The sequence below is a fragment of the Alkanindiges illinoisensis DSM 15370 genome (assembly GCF_000619845.1).
In the GTDB taxonomy this organism is placed as follows: domain Bacteria; phylum Pseudomonadota; class Gammaproteobacteria; order Pseudomonadales; family Moraxellaceae; genus Alkanindiges; species Alkanindiges illinoisensis.
Map to the genome: position 1 here is coordinate 1464002 of NZ_JHUX01000003.1, position 17299 is coordinate 1481300.

General features: G+C 44.2%; 20 protein-coding genes. 12 read left to right on the forward strand and 8 right to left on the reverse strand.

Annotated elements, in window-relative coordinates; genetic code table 11:
- Window positions 1–43 precede the first annotated feature (43 nt).
- The 3 genes from Q337_RS0107345 to Q337_RS18795 form a co-directional block, all read right to left on the reverse strand.
- Entirely contained in the window at window positions 44–331 is a 288-nt protein-coding gene (locus tag Q337_RS0107345; protein WP_026471049.1) for a hypothetical protein, read from the reverse strand.
- A 428-nt stretch (window positions 332–759) separates the two neighbouring features.
- On the reverse strand, window positions 760–1185 hold the full coding sequence (locus Q337_RS0107350) for a hypothetical protein (RefSeq protein ID WP_156935724.1): 426 nt from the start codon (window positions 1183–1185) through the stop codon (window positions 760–762).
- Between the two features lie 37 nt (window positions 1186–1222).
- On the reverse strand, window positions 1223–1681 hold the full coding sequence (locus tag Q337_RS18795) for a hypothetical protein (RefSeq protein ID WP_156935725.1): 459 nt from the start codon (window positions 1679–1681) through the stop codon (window positions 1223–1225).
- A gap of 737 nt (window positions 1682–2418) precedes the next feature.
- Between Q337_RS18795 and Q337_RS0107360 the strand changes: the two genes are divergently transcribed.
- The 10 genes from Q337_RS0107360 to Q337_RS0107410 all read left to right on the forward strand — a co-directional run bounded on the left by Q337_RS0107360 (window position 2419) and on the right by Q337_RS0107410 (window position 10037).
- On the forward strand, window positions 2419–2676 hold the full coding sequence (locus tag Q337_RS0107360) for a hypothetical protein (protein ID WP_034279251.1): 258 nt from the start codon (window positions 2419–2421) through the stop codon (window positions 2674–2676).
- An 18-nt stretch (window positions 2677–2694) separates the two neighbouring features.
- Complete coding sequence (locus Q337_RS18925) at window positions 2695–2850, forward strand: hypothetical protein (RefSeq protein WP_169733746.1); 156 nt, start codon at window positions 2695–2697, stop codon at window positions 2848–2850.
- A 12-nt stretch (window positions 2851–2862) separates the two neighbouring features.
- Window positions 2863–3873, forward strand: coding sequence for a hypothetical protein (locus Q337_RS0107370; RefSeq protein ID WP_026471053.1), 1011 nt, complete (start codon window positions 2863–2865; stop codon window positions 3871–3873).
- Between the two features lie 75 nt (window positions 3874–3948).
- Window positions 3949–4500 carry a hypothetical protein gene (locus Q337_RS0107375; RefSeq protein WP_026471054.1) on the forward strand — a complete coding sequence of 184 codons (552 nt, stop codon included), beginning with the start codon at window positions 3949–3951 and terminating at the stop codon, window positions 4498–4500.
- A gap of 120 nt (window positions 4501–4620) precedes the next feature.
- On the forward strand, window positions 4621–4953 hold the full coding sequence (locus tag Q337_RS0107380; RefSeq protein ID WP_051526647.1) for a hypothetical protein: 333 nt from the start codon (window positions 4621–4623) through the stop codon (window positions 4951–4953).
- Between the two features lie 157 nt (window positions 4954–5110).
- On the forward strand, window positions 5111–6526 hold the full coding sequence (locus tag Q337_RS17085) for a KAP family P-loop NTPase fold protein (protein ID WP_051526648.1): 1416 nt from the start codon (window positions 5111–5113) through the stop codon (window positions 6524–6526).
- 62 nt (window positions 6527–6588) lie between these two features.
- Complete coding sequence (locus Q337_RS0107390) at window positions 6589–7308, forward strand: hypothetical protein (RefSeq protein ID WP_026471056.1); 720 nt, start codon at window positions 6589–6591, stop codon at window positions 7306–7308.
- Between the two features lie 183 nt (window positions 7309–7491).
- Window positions 7492–7827: a hypothetical protein gene (locus Q337_RS0107395; RefSeq protein WP_156935726.1), complete on the forward strand. Its 336-nt coding sequence runs from the start codon at window positions 7492–7494 to the stop codon at window positions 7825–7827.
- A 223-nt stretch (window positions 7828–8050) separates the two neighbouring features.
- On the forward strand, window positions 8051–9112 hold the full coding sequence (locus tag Q337_RS0107400; protein ID WP_026471058.1) for a DUF932 domain-containing protein: 1062 nt from the start codon (window positions 8051–8053) through the stop codon (window positions 9110–9112).
- Between the two features lie 559 nt (window positions 9113–9671).
- Window positions 9672–10037: a hypothetical protein gene (locus Q337_RS0107410; RefSeq protein ID WP_156935727.1), complete on the forward strand. Its 366-nt coding sequence runs from the start codon at window positions 9672–9674 to the stop codon at window positions 10035–10037.
- 277 nt (window positions 10038–10314) lie between these two features.
- Here the strand turns inward: Q337_RS0107410 and Q337_RS0107415 are convergent, their stop codons facing one another.
- Both Q337_RS0107415 and Q337_RS18800 read right to left on the reverse strand, forming a co-directional pair.
- Entirely contained in the window at window positions 10315–10737 is a 423-nt protein-coding gene (locus Q337_RS0107415) for a hypothetical protein (RefSeq protein WP_051526649.1), read from the reverse strand.
- Window positions 10724–10942, reverse strand: coding sequence for a S1 family peptidase (locus Q337_RS18800; protein ID WP_228133092.1), 219 nt, complete (start codon window positions 10940–10942; stop codon window positions 10724–10726). Before Q337_RS18800 ends, Q337_RS0107415 begins: the two co-directional genes overlap by 14 nt.
- Window positions 10943–11155: 213 nt before the next feature.
- Here Q337_RS18800 and Q337_RS0107425 point away from each other — a divergent pair, with 213 nt between their 5' ends.
- Both Q337_RS0107425 and Q337_RS0107430 read left to right on the forward strand, forming a co-directional pair.
- Complete coding sequence (locus Q337_RS0107425; RefSeq protein ID WP_026471061.1) at window positions 11156–12298, forward strand: thiolase family protein; 1143 nt, start codon at window positions 11156–11158, stop codon at window positions 12296–12298.
- 136 nt (window positions 12299–12434) lie between these two features.
- The gene (locus Q337_RS0107430) at window positions 12435–13019 is read left to right on the forward strand and encodes a TetR/AcrR family transcriptional regulator (protein ID WP_026471062.1); all 585 of its coding nucleotides are present in this window, start codon (window positions 12435–12437) and stop codon (window positions 13017–13019) included.
- Window positions 13020–13161: 142 nt separating this feature from the next.
- On the opposite strand, the gene Q337_RS0107435 is transcribed toward Q337_RS0107430, so the two are convergent.
- From Q337_RS0107435 to Q337_RS0107445, 3 genes are all read right to left on the reverse strand, one after another.
- The gene (locus Q337_RS0107435; RefSeq protein ID WP_026471063.1) at window positions 13162–13485 is read right to left on the reverse strand and encodes a hypothetical protein; all 324 of its coding nucleotides are present in this window, start codon (window positions 13483–13485) and stop codon (window positions 13162–13164) included.
- 188 nt (window positions 13486–13673) lie between these two features.
- The gene (locus tag Q337_RS0107440; RefSeq protein ID WP_026471064.1) at window positions 13674–15077 is read right to left on the reverse strand and encodes an HlyD family type I secretion periplasmic adaptor subunit; all 1404 of its coding nucleotides are present in this window, start codon (window positions 15075–15077) and stop codon (window positions 13674–13676) included.
- 6 nt (window positions 15078–15083) lie between these two features.
- Window positions 15084–17252 (reverse strand): type I secretion system permease/ATPase, encoded by a 2169-nt coding sequence (locus Q337_RS0107445; protein WP_026471065.1) that lies wholly within the window; start codon window positions 17250–17252, stop codon window positions 15084–15086.
- Window positions 17253–17299: the final 47 nt, after the last annotated feature.

Consider the following 17299-nt stretch of genomic DNA (forward strand, 5'->3'; position numbering starts at 1 on the left):
GCTGGGTATTTTGCCCAGCCTTCGTGTGTTAGCGTATCTGTGCTTAATCTGGGATCAAGAAGTTTACTCTATCTGACCTCACGAGACTTTCTACAGCTGCCTCAATATTTAGACGATTTACTATTTTCACCACAATTAAATTCTTTTCAATAAAAACATCTTGTTCAAGTAATTCATCATTAGCCTCCTGCACCAGTCTCACAGGATCATAAAAACTTAACGTATACATTTTATCGCATACAGTGATCGGAACAGGAAACCAACCTTTGGCTTCGACCTCCCATTCATAATCACCAAAATCATCAGGTAGATTAACTGAGTAGCTCATCATAGTCGTTCCTTTACTTTATACATTTTATTTTCCCATATGCCTTAATATATTGCTGAGGAGTAAGATTTGCTCCTGGCTTAGGTGTTATTTCAAAATGCCGTGGATCGGCACCTCGTTGATAAATACGTAAAGAACTTGAAATAGAACCTTGATCTATTTTATGGGTGTAAATCCTCTCGCAGAAACACTTGCGCGCATTATCAACAAAAGATATTGTTATAGAACAGTCCACCACTCTGCTACCGCTCCGTCTTGCGCTATGGCTCATCATTAGTACTGTCGATCAGGCTACGAGGCGCATAACTGTCGCATGATGTTAACATACAGGGCACAAGCACAACGGAGAGATACTTAGATGCCTATAGGTGGTAGAATTAGAAGAGTATAGCGATGAAGGTAAAAAGCCAGACAAATGTCCAGCCTTCTCATTATTTAAGACTGTTGATAATTTTATCAGCCTCTTGCGCATCACTCTCATCATTTTTGTTGTACCAGAAATGCACATAGCTAGGCCATCCATTTTTACTATACTTAGTCACGTCTACATAAACTTGTGCACAGTAAGCCATCTCGCACTTCCATTTCTTACCATCAACTTGACTGAAATTAGGAAGTGTAATTTGCTGATAAGGAGGAGCATTTGATCCTTCTTTATTTGGGAAATTTCCAACAAAGATACCTAAAATAGCTTTTTGGTCGGCGTTTAAGACATCATATAAAATAAAGTCCCCACCATTATCTTTCTTTATTATCGTAGTATCATTGGGCAGCTCAATGACTCTGCCTCCCTCTAATTTATAAATACTTGTCATTGCCGATGGCTGAGCATAAGTCATGCAACCAGCCATGCTCATGCTCATGACGCTCCAAGCCAAATATCTTGAGATCATTTTAGAATCCTCTCGCAAGAACAAGACTACTCATCAATTGGCTGTTCCAATCCAGATTTAATGAACCATATTGAATAGCGTTATTACTTGTTTCCGGGAATAATGGCTGGAAGTTCATAAATGAAGTTGTTCCTGATTCCATAATTTGATAAATGTTCCGGAAATCTACCGCTCCACCTGCACTTGAAGCCATAATATTTCCCTCCCAACCCTGTAAAGGTACAGATGGGTTCGTAAAGCGATCATACTTCTCTTCATTAATACCCATCATATGCCCCGCCTCATGTGCAGCAACACTGCTGCTACTTCCTGAAAACCATGTTCCTTGGTTATAAGGTGACGTATTCAAAATATTTGATCTATCAGATTGTGTCATAGGCCCGTATGGCACATTAACATTGTTCATATTGCCATTGGATACAGAAGCATGTACTTGATAGCTTCCAAAAGAGGGATACATTACCAATGCACTGGTAAAATCACCCTGAAAAGCAGCTGGACATTTTTATACAAGTTAACGTCAAGTTATTGAAAGAACTTACGAATTCGACGCCATTATTGTTCTGGTATTGTGGACTGGTGACCCAAGTCTAGCCATGCGTTTCATCATAACAAAACAGCTGTACCCAGACAAATTCATCTGTTTTTTACCAGACCCCTGCTAAGCAATTGACGGGGCTTTCATTCGTGATTATGCTTGGCAGGCTGGCCTACATTGCCAGTCGGTTTTGACAGACCGTACATATAGCGCGTAATTCTTCCGGCTTATGCTGGTGTATTACGTGTGCCTTTCTCGCACCCCTCTGCGGTGGAACGGGAGGGGACGCGTTCGCGCGTGCTGGTTTCTATATGTCCAGTCTGTCAACCCCTTTCGTTCTGCCACCCATCATTTGACAGTGATCTGGCAGAACTTCTAATCATATAGGATTCAGCCATGACGATTATTACCCCTGCCCTTTTATTGCCTGTTCAGGCCTCTGTTGCACTCCCTAAATCTAGGTTTCCAGACACTCCCCTGCTTCCTGTTCAGTATCCAGCGTTTCCCTAACAGCCTTAGCCATTTTTAATCCAGTGCACTTGACCTTAGCAGTTCAGGTGGGACGGGTTATGCATATACATGCGCGCTGCTTTATGAATGGCTATGCCTGATACCCAAGTAAACCAAGAACGAGATAGACAAGAAATACAGGGGACCCCATGAACCATTTCACCTCCATAGTGCTGCTCTCTGCCATGCTCGGCCTATCGGCATGCTCCAGTAGCCCCAGGGACCAGTTTGTTCAGGGTTGCCATGCGGATGGCGGCCCCAGCAAGTCGGTCTGCAAGTGTGCCTATGACAAGCTTGAGCAGCATTACTCAGCTGACTTGATGCAAAAGATGAGTACCGGCCAGATGCAGTTCCCGGAAGACTTCCTAAATGTCATGCAGCGTGCTGCCATGCAGTGCCAGGCTTAACCGGGGACAGGATACCGCATGAAAAACCAACTCATTGCAGGCTACATCATCATTGCCCTGATCTGCTCGGTGTACTTCAAGGCCTGTAGCACTACCTCAAATCGCAGTTATCCCTATAACCTGGGCCGTGGCCTGACCTGGCCTATCAGCGTGCTGATCTTCCATGGCAAGTAAGGACACTTTGTTATGACCAGCCTTTATCACTACATTCACAATAACCCAGTGACCGCCACCCTAAACCAGGATGATGCAGTCTACATCGCACCCAACATCCCGCATGGCAAGCTGCATGGCGCACTGTCCTCCTTTATCCCGGCAGGCATTAGTCCCAATGATGTGGTAGTGCTGATTGATGACACCGTATTTGGCAGTGCCAGGGAAGGACTGGCACTAACCCCAACCCACCTGTACTGCAAGCAGATCATGGATGCACCCAAGCAGTTCCCACTCAACACCATTCAGAGCATTCACTTTGGCAGTGGTTTCCTAAATGGTGGACTGTATGTCAATGGCCAGTATGTCAGTGGCATGACCAAGCCTTCTGGCCATAGCATGAAACTGTTTGTCCAGCTGGTTACTGGCTTTCTGGCTGAGCTGGCCAGTATGCCGGATACCAGAAGTACTCCAGCTAGTTCAGGCACTGGACTTGGCAACCATCATCACCCTCAGCAGGGTGGTGGAAACCAGGCTTATGCTGGACAGGCAGCAGGCCATGATCCATTTGCAACTTCTACGCAAGGGCAGAATGATCCGTTTGGACAGCCTGATCCGTTTGCCCCATCACCGCCTAAGCAGACCGACCCCTTTAGCAAGGGCTTGCCGCTCATTGACCTGCTGATCTTTTTTAGCCTGTTCAAGAGTGGGCAGTGGAATACCGCCAGTGTGCGCTATATCCGGCATTGCTTTGCCAACATGCCACCGGATTCCCAGGTACGCCTCGAGCAACGCATGAAGCAATGCCCGTTTAACCTGACCATTACCACCGAGCAGCTGGCACGCATGCTACCCAGCATCAGCATGGATAGCCGCAAGCTCCTTGTCAAATGGTCATTACAACTCATGCTGATCAATGAGTTTACAGAAGATGAGTTTGACCACTACCTGCATATCCTGACCACCACACTGGCGTTAAGTCGCCATGAGGTTAACTGGGTAATTGATAACACCGAGGCCACCTCTGCTGAAGAGTGGCAGTAGCTGTTCGTAACCATCACCACTGATTTTTAACTAACACCACAACCCAACATCACAACCATAAAGGAATGAATAGACATGAATAAGATCCTGCAACCCAACCGTCAAACAACCGCCTACCAGTCTGGCCTAATATTACTGTCAAGTCGCCATGTATTGATCCGATCATTTAAGCCACTACATACCCTGTTACTGGCTTCCGGCCTGTTGCTGGCTTTATCCGGCACGACGACAGCCATGGCCGCCTGTCCCTCGGCAGCCAGTACGGTGTTTTCCTGTACCACAGCAAAGGGCAAGCAGGTCGATATCTGTAATGCAGGGAGTAACCTCAACTATTCCTTTGGCAAGCCTAATAAACCGGAACTGACCTTTAGCCTGCCCAAGGCACGTGCCTATAAATACCTGTGGTCAGGCATGACCACTTCCGAGTGGAATGAAGTGTACTTGCCACGTGGCAATACCACCTATGTGGCCTACCAGGCTAACCACCGTAACCATGGTGGTGAGGAGTATGGCTTAAATGTGCTGATCAATGGCAAACAGGCCGCCAATATCCGCTGTGCCTCCAACATCACGGAAAACATCAGTGACATTAACCTGCGTGAGATTGGTGATGATGAGCGGCCTTAAGCAATTTGTTCGGACAACTTAATTAGCAGCGTTTTTACACTGTACTGATCTCTCAAACCGCAAGCTGATTTAAACCACCAGCTGACCTAAAGCATAAATATCAATAGATAAGGATTTACCATGAAACACACAAGTTACAACGCCGCCATACTGATTGCACTAACCACCCTACTGGCAACCCATCAGGCGCAGGCCAAAACTGAACACTTTACCTTAACCGGTAAAACCACCTATGGTGAGGAAGGCATCTTCTTTAAGACCAGTAAAGGAGATGTGGCATTAAACCTGTACACCCTGCCGGAAGGTGTGGTGAACTCACTGCACAAGTACAACCTAAACAAGGGGGCCTGTATCGTGGTGAATTCTGATTCAGGCTTTTTACAAGAAGATGGCGGTGGTGGATCTGGCATTCACAGCATCAAAAACTGTAATAAAACGAGCAAGAAGAAATAACTGCATAAAGAACTAGTATTGAGAGCTTCTAAATGCCATCAAGACTAGCCATTAAATATTTTACATTCCTAGAATTTTAATAGGTTTATAGCTATGCTCATTATTACTATAGCTATAAACCAAGCCGCATGTTTGAGAATATTTTCAGGGATAGAAAATGACAGTTAATAGACGAGTAAATTTACCAAAAGTAGATTTTAGTAATATAGAGGTTCCTTTTGAAGGTGATTTATGGAAACGTGAAGCTTTATCAAATCAATTAACTAATTATGTAGGACGCTTAGAGGCAGGGGCAACTTTAGCAATTGATGCAGAATGGGGCGCAGGAAAAACTTGGTTTGTTCATCATTGGAAAAAGGTATTAACTCACAGAGGACATCAAGTTATTTATTTGGATGCATTTTCTAATGACTATCTTGAAGATCCTTTTATCATCATCGCCACTGAAATTGCGGAAAGATTTGAAAAGGAAAAAGCCGGGCTAGGTGTTAAGCTTAGGGAAAAAGCTGTTGCAGCCTATCATGCCCTTCTACCTAATTTACCAATGCTTCTATTTCATTTAACGATGAGTCTAATAGGTGCAGGTGCTATTTCTAAAGGTGCAAGTGATATTATTAAAGATGTAAAAGATAATAGTGGTGAGGTAGGTGAGAAGTTTGCCGAAGCTATAAATGAGCAAATTAAAGAACATCTTGAGGAACGCGTCAAAAATCATGAAGCAGAGAAAAGAACTTTAGATAGTTTTAAACATCAACTTCAAGAACTTTCTAAAGAACTTGATAAACCATTGATTTTTATTATTGACGAACTAGATCGTTGTAAGCCCGAATTCTCTATTCGCCTTATAGAACGTATAAAACATTTTTTTGATACGCCAAAAATTGTATTTGTCTTAGCAATGCATAAAGCTCAGTTATGTGAATCCATTAATAGTTACTATGGTTTTCAAAGCAAGAATTATTATTTGGATAAGTTCATTGACTTTACTGTACTATTATCTACAGAAGAGCAAAAAAAACAAATCTCATATGAAGCTATTACTGAACAATATCTAGTAGAGCTAGGCCTATATCCACCTTCTGACGCCAAGCAATCAGGTCTATTTAGAGAAGCATGCTGGCTGTGTGCTACTTTTCATCCTTCAGCCCGGCAGATTAAGAAAATATTTAATAAATACTCACTTCTTTTAAGTCCTGACAATGAAACTAAAAAAAGTATGCTATTTTTAACATTATTTTTGGATGAAATTGGTTTTATCCCAGACAAAGAAGGCGCGACCTTTGAACTTATATATGATAGGCTCCAACCACTTTATATAAAGAAATATGGTACTTCTTACCATCCAGGTCCTACAGGCACTAAAGAGTACATTACATCTTTTCAGGAATTTATAAATAATATACTCACTACATCATATGGCCAAATGATGTTTCAATATCTAAGAATTAATAAAAAATTTTCAGGGGCAAGCTGGCAGGATATTTATGAGGGTAAAGCCATATCCCCTCCAATACAAGGTCATACTACTAACTTTGATAATGCTTGGTTTGACTATATTCATCAAGGATTTTAATAAAAGTAAATTGGTACAGAAATTTTATAAAATATTCTTATCTCTATGTAAGGGGATTATTTATGTGGGTAGCTATCATTACAGGTATCTTTTCCGTTATCACAACACTTATTGCACTTAAGCATCCTAAAAAGACTTCAAGGGAGCGCTTAAGAGAAGAGTTAGATCACGCAAAAAATTTTAACCACTATCTTCTTCAAGACCAAAAAAATGAAGAATCTCTTCCCATAGAAGTCAAACATAAAGCTGCGCAATACTACGCAGAAAATGAATATACTTCATTCTATGAAGTAAAGTATTTTTGGGGTACCTCAAATATAAAAAGGATTATCAGGATAAAGCATGCCTATTTCTTTTTATTTGATGTTTTTTATCATAAAGATGGTTCTATTCAACAGATTATATATCGAAGAGACATAGCTCGGCTTTTATTACTCGGTTTAGCATTAGGGTATCCCTTGTTACTTTTTCTAGCTATAGATGATTTCAATAATTTCAATTTAATTATAGAGAAAATTGATCAATTCAAAACGCAATATAAATATGTGGATCTTTTTAATTTCGTCATGTGGCGGTCAATCATGCTTTTTATTGGCTTTGGTTGCCTAGTTGGGTTTATCAATATTTGGGGAATTAACACTGAAATTAAAAAATTCTGCCAACTATCCTCTACTATAAAGCTTAAGACCTTTTGGTTAGATAAACAACTTCACTTTAAGAAACGCTATGTGATTATTTTAATCACAGTTGGATTAATTTGGGGTAGCTTAAAAACACTATAACTTTTTAATTCAAAAATAAATGAGATATATAACATTACTGTGCATATACTACGATATCTCTTGTCATTATGCTAAATCACTCATTACATCCTAATCCGGTATGAAAAAAGCCTGCATTTGCAGGCTTTTTTATGTCCGTAATATTTGTAGCTAGATTTCATTTAACCCGTAAGGAGATTCTCTATGAAAAAACCAGTCTGTCCCCACTGTCACTCTTCCCAGACCCACGCCACCGCATCTATCCCGAAGGCCGTAGTACTACAGGATGCCTTTTTAGAGATCCGACGCCTATGTGAGCATGTGGGTCAGTATGCCTTGGCAGGTGCTGCCATTGGCCGTAAGATCCGCCTGGTCTCACCCATGGCCGGAATGACCTCGGGCTTTGTGATCGGTAGCCTAGTTGGCGGCTTGACCTGTACGGTATCTGTACCCTTGATTTGCACAGCCCTCAAAACCACGGTACTGCGGTCTTACCAGTGCCGCCATTGTGGCCAGTGCTTTAGGCACTTTGGCATTTAGTAAATTGAACCAACCTGAGTTGGTTTAGATTAGCCCTATTAGGGTTTTAGCTATCTTACCTTAAATCCATTTAATTAATTCATGTTAGCTAATAACATCACTCAACCTGCTGTCTCATTAAACCCAATCTTCCTTAAACCCATCCATTGACACTGCATTCACATGACGCGGTGGGAACCCGTTTATCTGTAATTTAACCAAACTCAATGAAGGACTATTTCCTATGGCACATCTAATTGACTCAATAGCCTTTACCGGCACTACCCCTTGGCATGGCCTTGGCAACCAGTTGACCCCACGACAACCCATCGAGGTCTGGGCACGCCAGGCAGGCATGGACTGGACGATTGAAGCATCCCCAGTGCATTACCTGACCAAGCTCCCCAATTTGGATGGCGCTGATATCACAGCCTCAGGATTTAGCTCAAGCCCGGCACCAATAGGCAAGCATCCCAAGTGCGATATCCTGCTGTCCTTTGATGAACAACAGGTACTGTACCGTTCTGACAACCAGGCACCGCTATCGGTGGTGAGTCAGCGCTATCAGGTGGTACAGCCCCGCGAGATCCTTGAGTTCTACCGGGACTTAACGATAAAGGCTGACTTTGAGCTGGAAACTGCCGGGGTACTTAAAGGCGGCAAGAAGCTATGGGCACTGGCACGCACCGGGCAATCAGCCAGCATTAAGGGCAAGGATGTGTCTAACGGCTATATCCTCTTGGCAACCGCCTGTGATGGCACGATGGCCACTACCGCCCAGTTCACTAGTATCCGGGTGGTGTGTAATAACACCCTTGCCATTGCACTAAGGCAGAGTAAGGCACTAGGCAATTCATCTAATTCACTTAACAATCAGGGCATGGTGAAAGTCCCGCACAACACCAAGTTTGATGCGCAAAGCGTCAAGCAGCAACTGGGTATTTCCATCTCAAGTTGGGATGAATACATCTATCAACTCAACCAGCTTTCCAAACGTAAGGTGAAAAATGCTGAGGTAGACCGGTATCTGTGGCAGGTATTTAATGACAAGACAGCACCGATTAGCAGCAGCTTTAACGAACGTGCCATGACCAAGTGCAAGTCATTGTTTGAAGGCCATGGACGCGGTGCCATGCTGGATTCTGCCAAGGGTACTGCATTTGGACTACTCAACAGTGTCACTGAGTTTGTCGATCATGAGCGCAAGGCTAAAAGTACTGATCACCGGCTGGAGTCGGCATGGTTTGGTAATGGTGCGGTGATTAAGCAACGGGCACTGGATCTGGCAGGGTTGATGGTGGCTTGATAGTTTGCCTGGAACTTTTGTTCCAGGCACCCATTCAATCTTTTATTTTTTTCAACTTTCGTAAAATCATACATCGAACTACATGTTTTATGCATCAAGCCATTTAGAAAAGCTCATTATGATGATCACGCTCAAGAAGTAAATATAATGCACAACCTATTGTCAGCGTGGATGTAATGGAATACTTTTACGTCCATTATGGTACTGACGATTTAGAAAAATTGATTTTGGTATGACTTTGTCTAGAACAAGGATGTGGTTTTAACATGCAACATCAAGAGCTTTACTTTTCAAATAGTATCAATATGCAGCTGTTGCTGATGAAAATGTCGGAGTTTTTTATTAACAATCCTCATTATAAGCTGATGGACTATGAGCCAATCACTAGGGGATTAAGGTTTTATTATATTGTGGTGCCATAGCTCACTTAAAAATGCTGATTTGTCACTCTATTAATGCTCTTACTTTGATCATAGATCCATCAATAAATCAAAAGAGCTTGAGTAAAGCCAGACACTAAGTTTTGCTCACCAAAAAAGATAACTTCAAGGTCATTGCCATGCCAAAACCAGTCAGGTTAGCGATAAAGCTCATTTGGTTTTCTTTAATCATCCGGGTGTTGCTGAATCTTTTTGGAACAGTAATAGGAATATATTTAGTAGGAACTTTCTTAATCACATTCATTATCAGTACACTGATTGCCATTATTCCTTATAAGCTAGGCCATAGGAGCAACGCTGCACGTTATGTACTTTTGCTGATTGCGGTTCTTACCGCAATTGGTGCGTTATCGGTCTTTGTGTACCATGTGCCTAATACAATACTAGATCAACTGGATTTTCTGATTACGATTCCATTGTATATATATGCATTATACTTTCTGTTCTTTAATAAAGAAGTAGTTCACTGGTTTAGGAGTCAATAGAATAACTAATCCGAATTACCACACTCATTGTAGTAATTTTCTTTTTTTCTTATTGACACTTATCCCACTATTAGTTGTGGACTATTTGCCATAGAAAGCTGGCTATAAGCAGGGCACTGCGGAGTATTTTGGCTATTCTTATGCCCGACAGTTGGCATCAGTACAAGAATGCATGATTGATCCCAATGTAGCCAATAATGCAGCTTTTTAAACAGGGTACCGTGCATTTTTTGAGTAACCCTATGCAGCGCTTATAGCCGCAGTAGGGTTAACACATTTATCCCACAAGCCACACATATTCTTCAGTGCATTGTGGATTTAAGTACTTAATGCGATTAGCGTTTTTTTTAAACTTGCCACTGCCACCAGCAAAATCCACTTGCTGGCCGATTCGATAATTGCGGTTCATATACGTAAGAATCTGATTCACCTCATCCCATTTAACCAAGTTTTCAGGAAAAATCAGAAGCGAACCATCAGCATATAAACAGCCATTTTTTAGGGTCAATATTCCTGTTAAACGTGCAGAGGCAGAAATGCCATTGTACTCATAAACAGGAATATTCACTGTTGCCTTGCTCGCTTGCTGCTGAGATTGTGGCTGCTGAGATTGTTGGGGTTGTGATGGCTGCTGACATGCAGTCAGCAGCGTTAGTACAGCACATGTGCCACAGTACTTAAGTTGATTATTGATAAACAAGTTGTGCTCCTATATCTGCCAGAAAATCTACACTGGTATAAATCACTGTCCGGGCAATGGTTTTATCGGCATCCTTCCAAGAGCAGGCGGATTGAACACCAAATGCAACGTTTAAGGCAAACCATGAGCCGCCACTGTCCCCAGGTACACAGCGCAAGGTTCCTAACACCGAGGTATTTACTGTACCAGCTCCACAACTTTGCACTACTGCCGAGTTTATATTTAAGGTCTAACTCAAACAACAAATATGAGATCCTTTTAACAACAAAGCGGTTTTTGCCATTTATGATTTTCTTCCAAGCTGGATAAACAGTGACTGCATAGTCAGTCTTACTTTATATGATATCTATCATGTAATGAATAATGAGATTATATTATGATCATCATATAAATGAAGTTAGGCTTCAGGAGAATCAAAATGACTCAAGCTGTGATTGCCGGTTATGTGCGTACCCCATTTACCTTTGCACGCAAGGGTGCACTAGCAACTGTCCGCCCAGATGATCTGGCAGCGGTTGTATTAAAGGGGTTAATCGAAAAAACTGGCATTGACCCACATCTGATTGAAGATGTCATTATGGGTTGTGCTTATCCTGAAGGCACTCAAGGGGACAATATTGCCCGTAATGCGGCGTTGCTGGCAGGCTTGCCGATAGAAGTGGCAGGCACAACAGTGAACCGTTTTTGCGGTTCATCCATGTATGCCATTCATATTGCTGCTGGGCAAATTGCTATTGGCGCAGGTGATGCGTTTATTGCAGCCGGGGTAGAAAGTATGAGCATGGTGCCGCAAGGCGGTTTAAGCATGAACCCTAATCCTAAATTTTTTGAGCCAGGCGCGCCACAGGCTTATATAACGATGGGGCAAACAGCTGAAAATGTGGCCCAGCAGTATCAGGTGTTACGTGCTGATCAGGAACAACTGGCCTATGAATCGCAGCATAAGGCCGCCAGTGCGCAGCAAGCCGGTAAACTTCAGGATGAAATTATTCCGGTCACCACCCCTGAAGGTGTACTGGTAGACCAGGACCAGTGTCTAAGGCCATCCACCAGTCTTGAGGGGCTGGCTGCATTAAAACCAGCTTTTGATGAACATGGCAGTGTTACCGCTGGCACCTCTTCCCCGCTGACCGACGGCGCCAGTGCGGTATTGGTTACTTCACTTGAATTTGCCCAGCAGCATGGCCTGCCTATTCTGGCAAAGATCAAGTCCACCGCGGTGGCAGGCTGCCCGCCAGAACTGATGGGGATTGGCCCGGTGCCTGCCACCCAAAAAGCCCTTACCCGGGCAGGCTTAACCATTGCCGATATAGATGTGGTTGAAATCAATGAAGCCTTTGGCTCACAAGCGGTAGCCTGCCTGCGTGAATTAGGCATTGACCGCAGCCGGGTTAATCTGGATGGCGGTGCACTGGCGCTAGGTCATCCATTGGGCGCTACCGGGGCACGCATTACCGGTAAGGCAGCACAATTGTTACAACGGGAAGGTGGCAAATATGCACTGGCCACCCAGTGCATTGGCGGCGGCCAGGGAATTGCCACCATTTTAGAAGCGGTATAGCATATTTAGTTAAACCAGTGTGCGGGCTGGCAATCATCACAGGCAAACTGCCTGATAGTGAAACTAGCCTGCACTATGTTAAATCTCCCTTAATACTCACACTGGCATTTAACCATGATTTTAGTAGGCGCTACCCATGCGTTATAACGATGGACATAAGGCTCGTACCCATGCATTAATTATCAGTCATGCAGCGCAGGTCATCCGGCTCAAGGGTCCTGAACAGATGAGCGTGGCCTCACTGATGCAGCAGGTTGGCCTCACCCACGGCGGCTTTTATGCCCATTTTAAAACCAAGGATGAATTGATCGCAGCAGCCATTGAACACATGTTTGCTGAAAGTCTGGCTTATTTTGATCAGGTCGTGGCAGGCCATACGGGTAAGGATGCCATTGCAGCGTATATCAGTTTTTATCTGTCTGGCCTGCATCGCGACAAACGCGCCGAAGGTTGTCCTCTGGCAACTATTGCTCAACAGTTAACCCAGCTTGCACCCTTGGGTCAACAGGCATTTGCTAATGGGATGCAAGAGCTTTTGGGCAAGCTGACCAAGTATCTGGCCGACGCAGGCTTTACTGATGCAAATGCCCTTAGCTATTCCGTATTTGCAGATATGGTGGGTGCTATCACGCTGGCACGCTGTGAGCTGGATCAGGAACGTTCTGACCAGATGCTAAATGCCAGCCGCACTGCCCTGTATACACGGCTGGCTTTAATTTAAGACCTTTTTTAATATTGGATGCGTAGCGAGTATTAAGGAATTTTCTAATCTTAATTCAACGGAAATCGCAAGATATGATGTAAATTGCTTAAATCACCTACTATCTGGATGTCAGTAAATAGCGAACGAAACGCCTGATAAATTATAAAACCACTATAAAGAACATTACCGATAATAATGTTCCTATAATAAAGCAGGTAAGATTGCCAAATAATTTCAACAATATTCTTTCTTTAATATTTGCCCCATCCCTGTTTAAATGCTTGTTAAGTTTGGGAATCATAAAACAGTAAGCACAAATAAAGTATGCAATACCACTATTTATAGTAGCCAAGTTTTCTACAAAAATTATTCCTTTTTGCTTTTGATACAATAAGAAAAACATTGAAATGGTGTAGGTGATTAAACCTAAAAATGCATAAAGAAAGCTATAAGCTTCTTCTTTACTCATAATCTTATTGTCCATCTTTCCTATCCTAGATCCTATCTTTTATTGAGCAGCCATCTCGCTAGACAACTACTCAAGCATAAACATTATGATCTAAATAACCCAGGCATTAGGTGCCTGGGAAAAATCTGATGCATACCTCTTTGATAACGCTAACGAATTTTTCAGTTTGAATCATTTTGCCTAAGCTTTTAAATCATAACAGATTAACGCTCATGCAGGCTGTCTTTGGCATTTTGGATTAATGGACTCAAGAAATACTCAATCAGGCGGCGCTGTCCAGTCTTGATCTCAACCGTTACCGCCATACCGGGACTTAGATTGACCTGCTTGCCATCTACGTTAATGGTACTTTTTTCCATACGGATCAGTGAGGAATAAATCAGTCCCAGTTTTTCATCATTAATGGCATCGTGTGAAATTGAAAGTACTTTGGCATCAATAGTGCCATAGCGGGAATGCGGGAAGGTTTCAATCTTCACTTCAGCATTTTGGTCTTCCCGTACAAAGCCGATATCCTTGTTGGGAATAAACGCTTCAACTTCCAGCGGATTATTCTTTGGTACAATCACCATCAGTGCCTGTGCAGGGGTTACCACCCCACCCACCGTATTAATGGCCAGTTGCTGTACCGTGCCATCTACCGGACTTTTGAGTGCGGTTAGGGCCTGACGCTGGGCCGTCTTGATACCTTCCTGCTCTAGGGTTTCAATTTGCTGCTGTGCTTCATTTAAGCTATCCATGGTGGATTTTCTAAACTCGGCCATAAACTGGGCGCGTTGGGTACGGGTTTCATTTAAGGCCGCGCTCAGCTCTTTCACCTGTCCACGCTGACGATCCAGCTCGGTTTCTTTTTCCAGGCGTGCCTGCTCATAGGCCAGGTATTCATGCCGTGAGGCATAGTTTTCATCTTTCAACTGTTTAAAGTCATCAGCACGGGTCTTGGCAATCGGCACGATCTTTTCTAAGTTGGTGACTTGTGCGGTTGAAGAGTTAAGCTCGGCCTGACGACGACTGATTTCTGCATCATAGGTGGAAAGGCGGGACTGGTATTCATTGAGTTGGCTGAGCAAGGCACTGTGCGATTCATTGAATAAATCTGGATTGATGTTGTGATGATCAATTGAAGGTAATGCTAAACCCGCAAGCTTAGCCAGAATATATTTAGCCCGGTAAGCTTTTAGCCTGGCGAACGCCAAATCACTGCTGGTCTTGGTGTTATCAGCCTGCGCCACCGTGTAATCCAGTGCCACCAGTACCTGTCCGGCTTTCACCGCCTGACCTTCCTTGACCAGGATTTGTTTCACCGTGGCTGTTTCAAATGGCTGGATTACCTTAGTCCGGTCACTGGGAATAATCTTACCCTGTGCAGTGGCCGTAATATCAATCTTGCCAAAGTACGCCCACAGCAAGGCAATGATAAAAAAGCTGACTATCAGCCACATGGCAATCCGTGGTGCTGGCGATACCGGTTGTTCCTGTAAAGCCAAGGCTGCTGGCAGGAATTCAGCTTCGGTTGGCGTGACCGGACGGCTGGCCAGTTGTTTACGGCTTTGCCAGGACAGTTTGGCCACACCCGCATAGTGTTTTAAATGATTGAGAATACTCATGATGGGTTAACCGTGCTGTAACTGGTGTAATTTGGCATAGGCGCCACCGGGTGTTTGCAACAGCTGCTGATGCGTGCCGCTTTCAACAATCTCGCCCTGCTCCATCACAATGATCCGGTTGGCATTACGCACGGCGGATAAGCGATGGGCAATGATCAGCACCGTGCGGCCCTGGCAAATGGTTTGCATGTTGGCCTGGATAATGTGCTCACTTTCATAATCCAAGGCACTGGTGGCTTCATCAAAGATCAGGATGCGTGGATTGGTAATTAACGCGCGGGCAATCGCAATGCGCTGGCGCTGGCCACCCGATAAGGTTGAACCATGCTCACCCACCATGGTGTTATAGCCTTCTGGCAACTCCACAATAAATTCATGCGCACCAGCCAGCTTGGCCACTTCAATCACTCGCTCTAAAGAGGCACTGGGGTCAGACAGGGCAATATTTTCCCGGATGGTCCGGTTAAACAGCATGTTTTCCTGTAGTACCACGCCAATTTGCCGCCGCAGCGAGCTGGTATCCATAATGGATAAGTCCATACCGTCAATCAGGATGCGGCCACGTTCTGGCACATACAGGCGCTGGATGAGTTTGGTTAAGGTGCTTTTACCGGAACCCGAACGCCCGACAATCCCAATCACCTCACCTGGCTGGATACTCATATCAATGTCTTTAAGGATTTCACGGCCATCAGGACGATAACGGAAGAACAAATGATCAAGCGTGATGCTGCCTGCAATCTTAGGCAGACTGCCCTTGCTGTCGGACAGCTCGGTTTTGGTATTGAGGATATCGCCCAAGCGCTGAATGGAAATCCCTACCTGCTGGAAGTCAGTCCACATTTGTGCCAGACGCATGACGGGCTGTGACACCTGTCCGGCCAGCATGTTAAAGGCAATCAACTGGCCGACACTGAGCTTGCCTTCAATCACCAGTTTGGCCCCAAAATACATGATGGCCACGGTGACTATTTTATTAATGAGGGTCACGCCACTATTGGCAAAGGTACTGATGGTAGTGGTTTTAAAGCTGGATTTGACATAGCCTGCCAGCTGGTTATCCCATTTACGTACCCAGTGGTTTTCAGTAGCCAGTGATTTTACCGTATCCACCCCACTCACCGTTTCAACCAAAAAGGCCTGATTTTCCGCACCACGGGCAAATTTTTCATTCAAGCGCTGACGCAGGATTGGGGTAAAAATCACTGACAGCAGCAAATAACAGGGAATTGAAGCAATCACAATTAACGTGAGCCAGCCACTGTAATAAACCATCACGGCAATAAACACAAAGGAAAACACCAAATCCAGAATCAGGGTCAAGGCATTGCCGGTGAGAAAGGAGCGAATGTTTTCCAGCTCACGAATACGCGCGACCGAGTCGCCAACCCGGCGTGCCTGAAAGTAATTCAGTGGCAAGGCCAGCAAATGGCGAAATACCTTGGCTCCCAGTTCCACATCAATGCGGCTGGTGGTATGGGCGAACACATAACTGCGTAACGTCGAGAGCAATACATCAAAGATAATGATCACCGTTAAGCCAATGGCAATCACATCCAGGGTGGTCAATGCCCGATGCACCAGTACCTTGTCCATGACCACCTGAAAGAACAGTGGTGTGATCAAGGCAAATAGTTGCAGCACAAAGCTGACCAGCAGTACTTCAATCAGTAGCTTGCGATACTTAATCACTGAAGGAATAAACCAGGACAAGTCAAACTTGCGTAAGGCTTGAGCCAGGCTATCCTTGGTGGTGACTAAGATCAGTTTGCCCTGCCATAGCTCGCCAAACTGTACAGGCGTTAACAACTGGGGCCGTCCCATACGCGGAGACTGGACCAGATACTGGTCATTTTCAATTCGCGCCAGAATAAAGAATTCTGGTTCTCCATCAGGATTGGTGGTTTCTACAATGGCAGGTAATGGAATCTTGTCCAGCCGCTCAAGTGTCGTACTTACCGCCTTGGCTTTTAAATTTAAGCGCTTGGCCGCCAGCAATAACTCGGTGCTGTTAAATTGGGTATTATCCAGACCCGCTTCATGGATCACCTGCTCTGGCTCAACTGCCATGTGGTGAAAACGCGCCATCATGATCAGGCAAGCAAGGCCAGTGTCAATCCGGAGCATGGTATGAGCGGTATCGGGGGATTCTTGATTTTGGGCAACAAAAGACATGTACAGTAAAACCTATAGACTGACCAAACAATCAGGCCTTAACCATC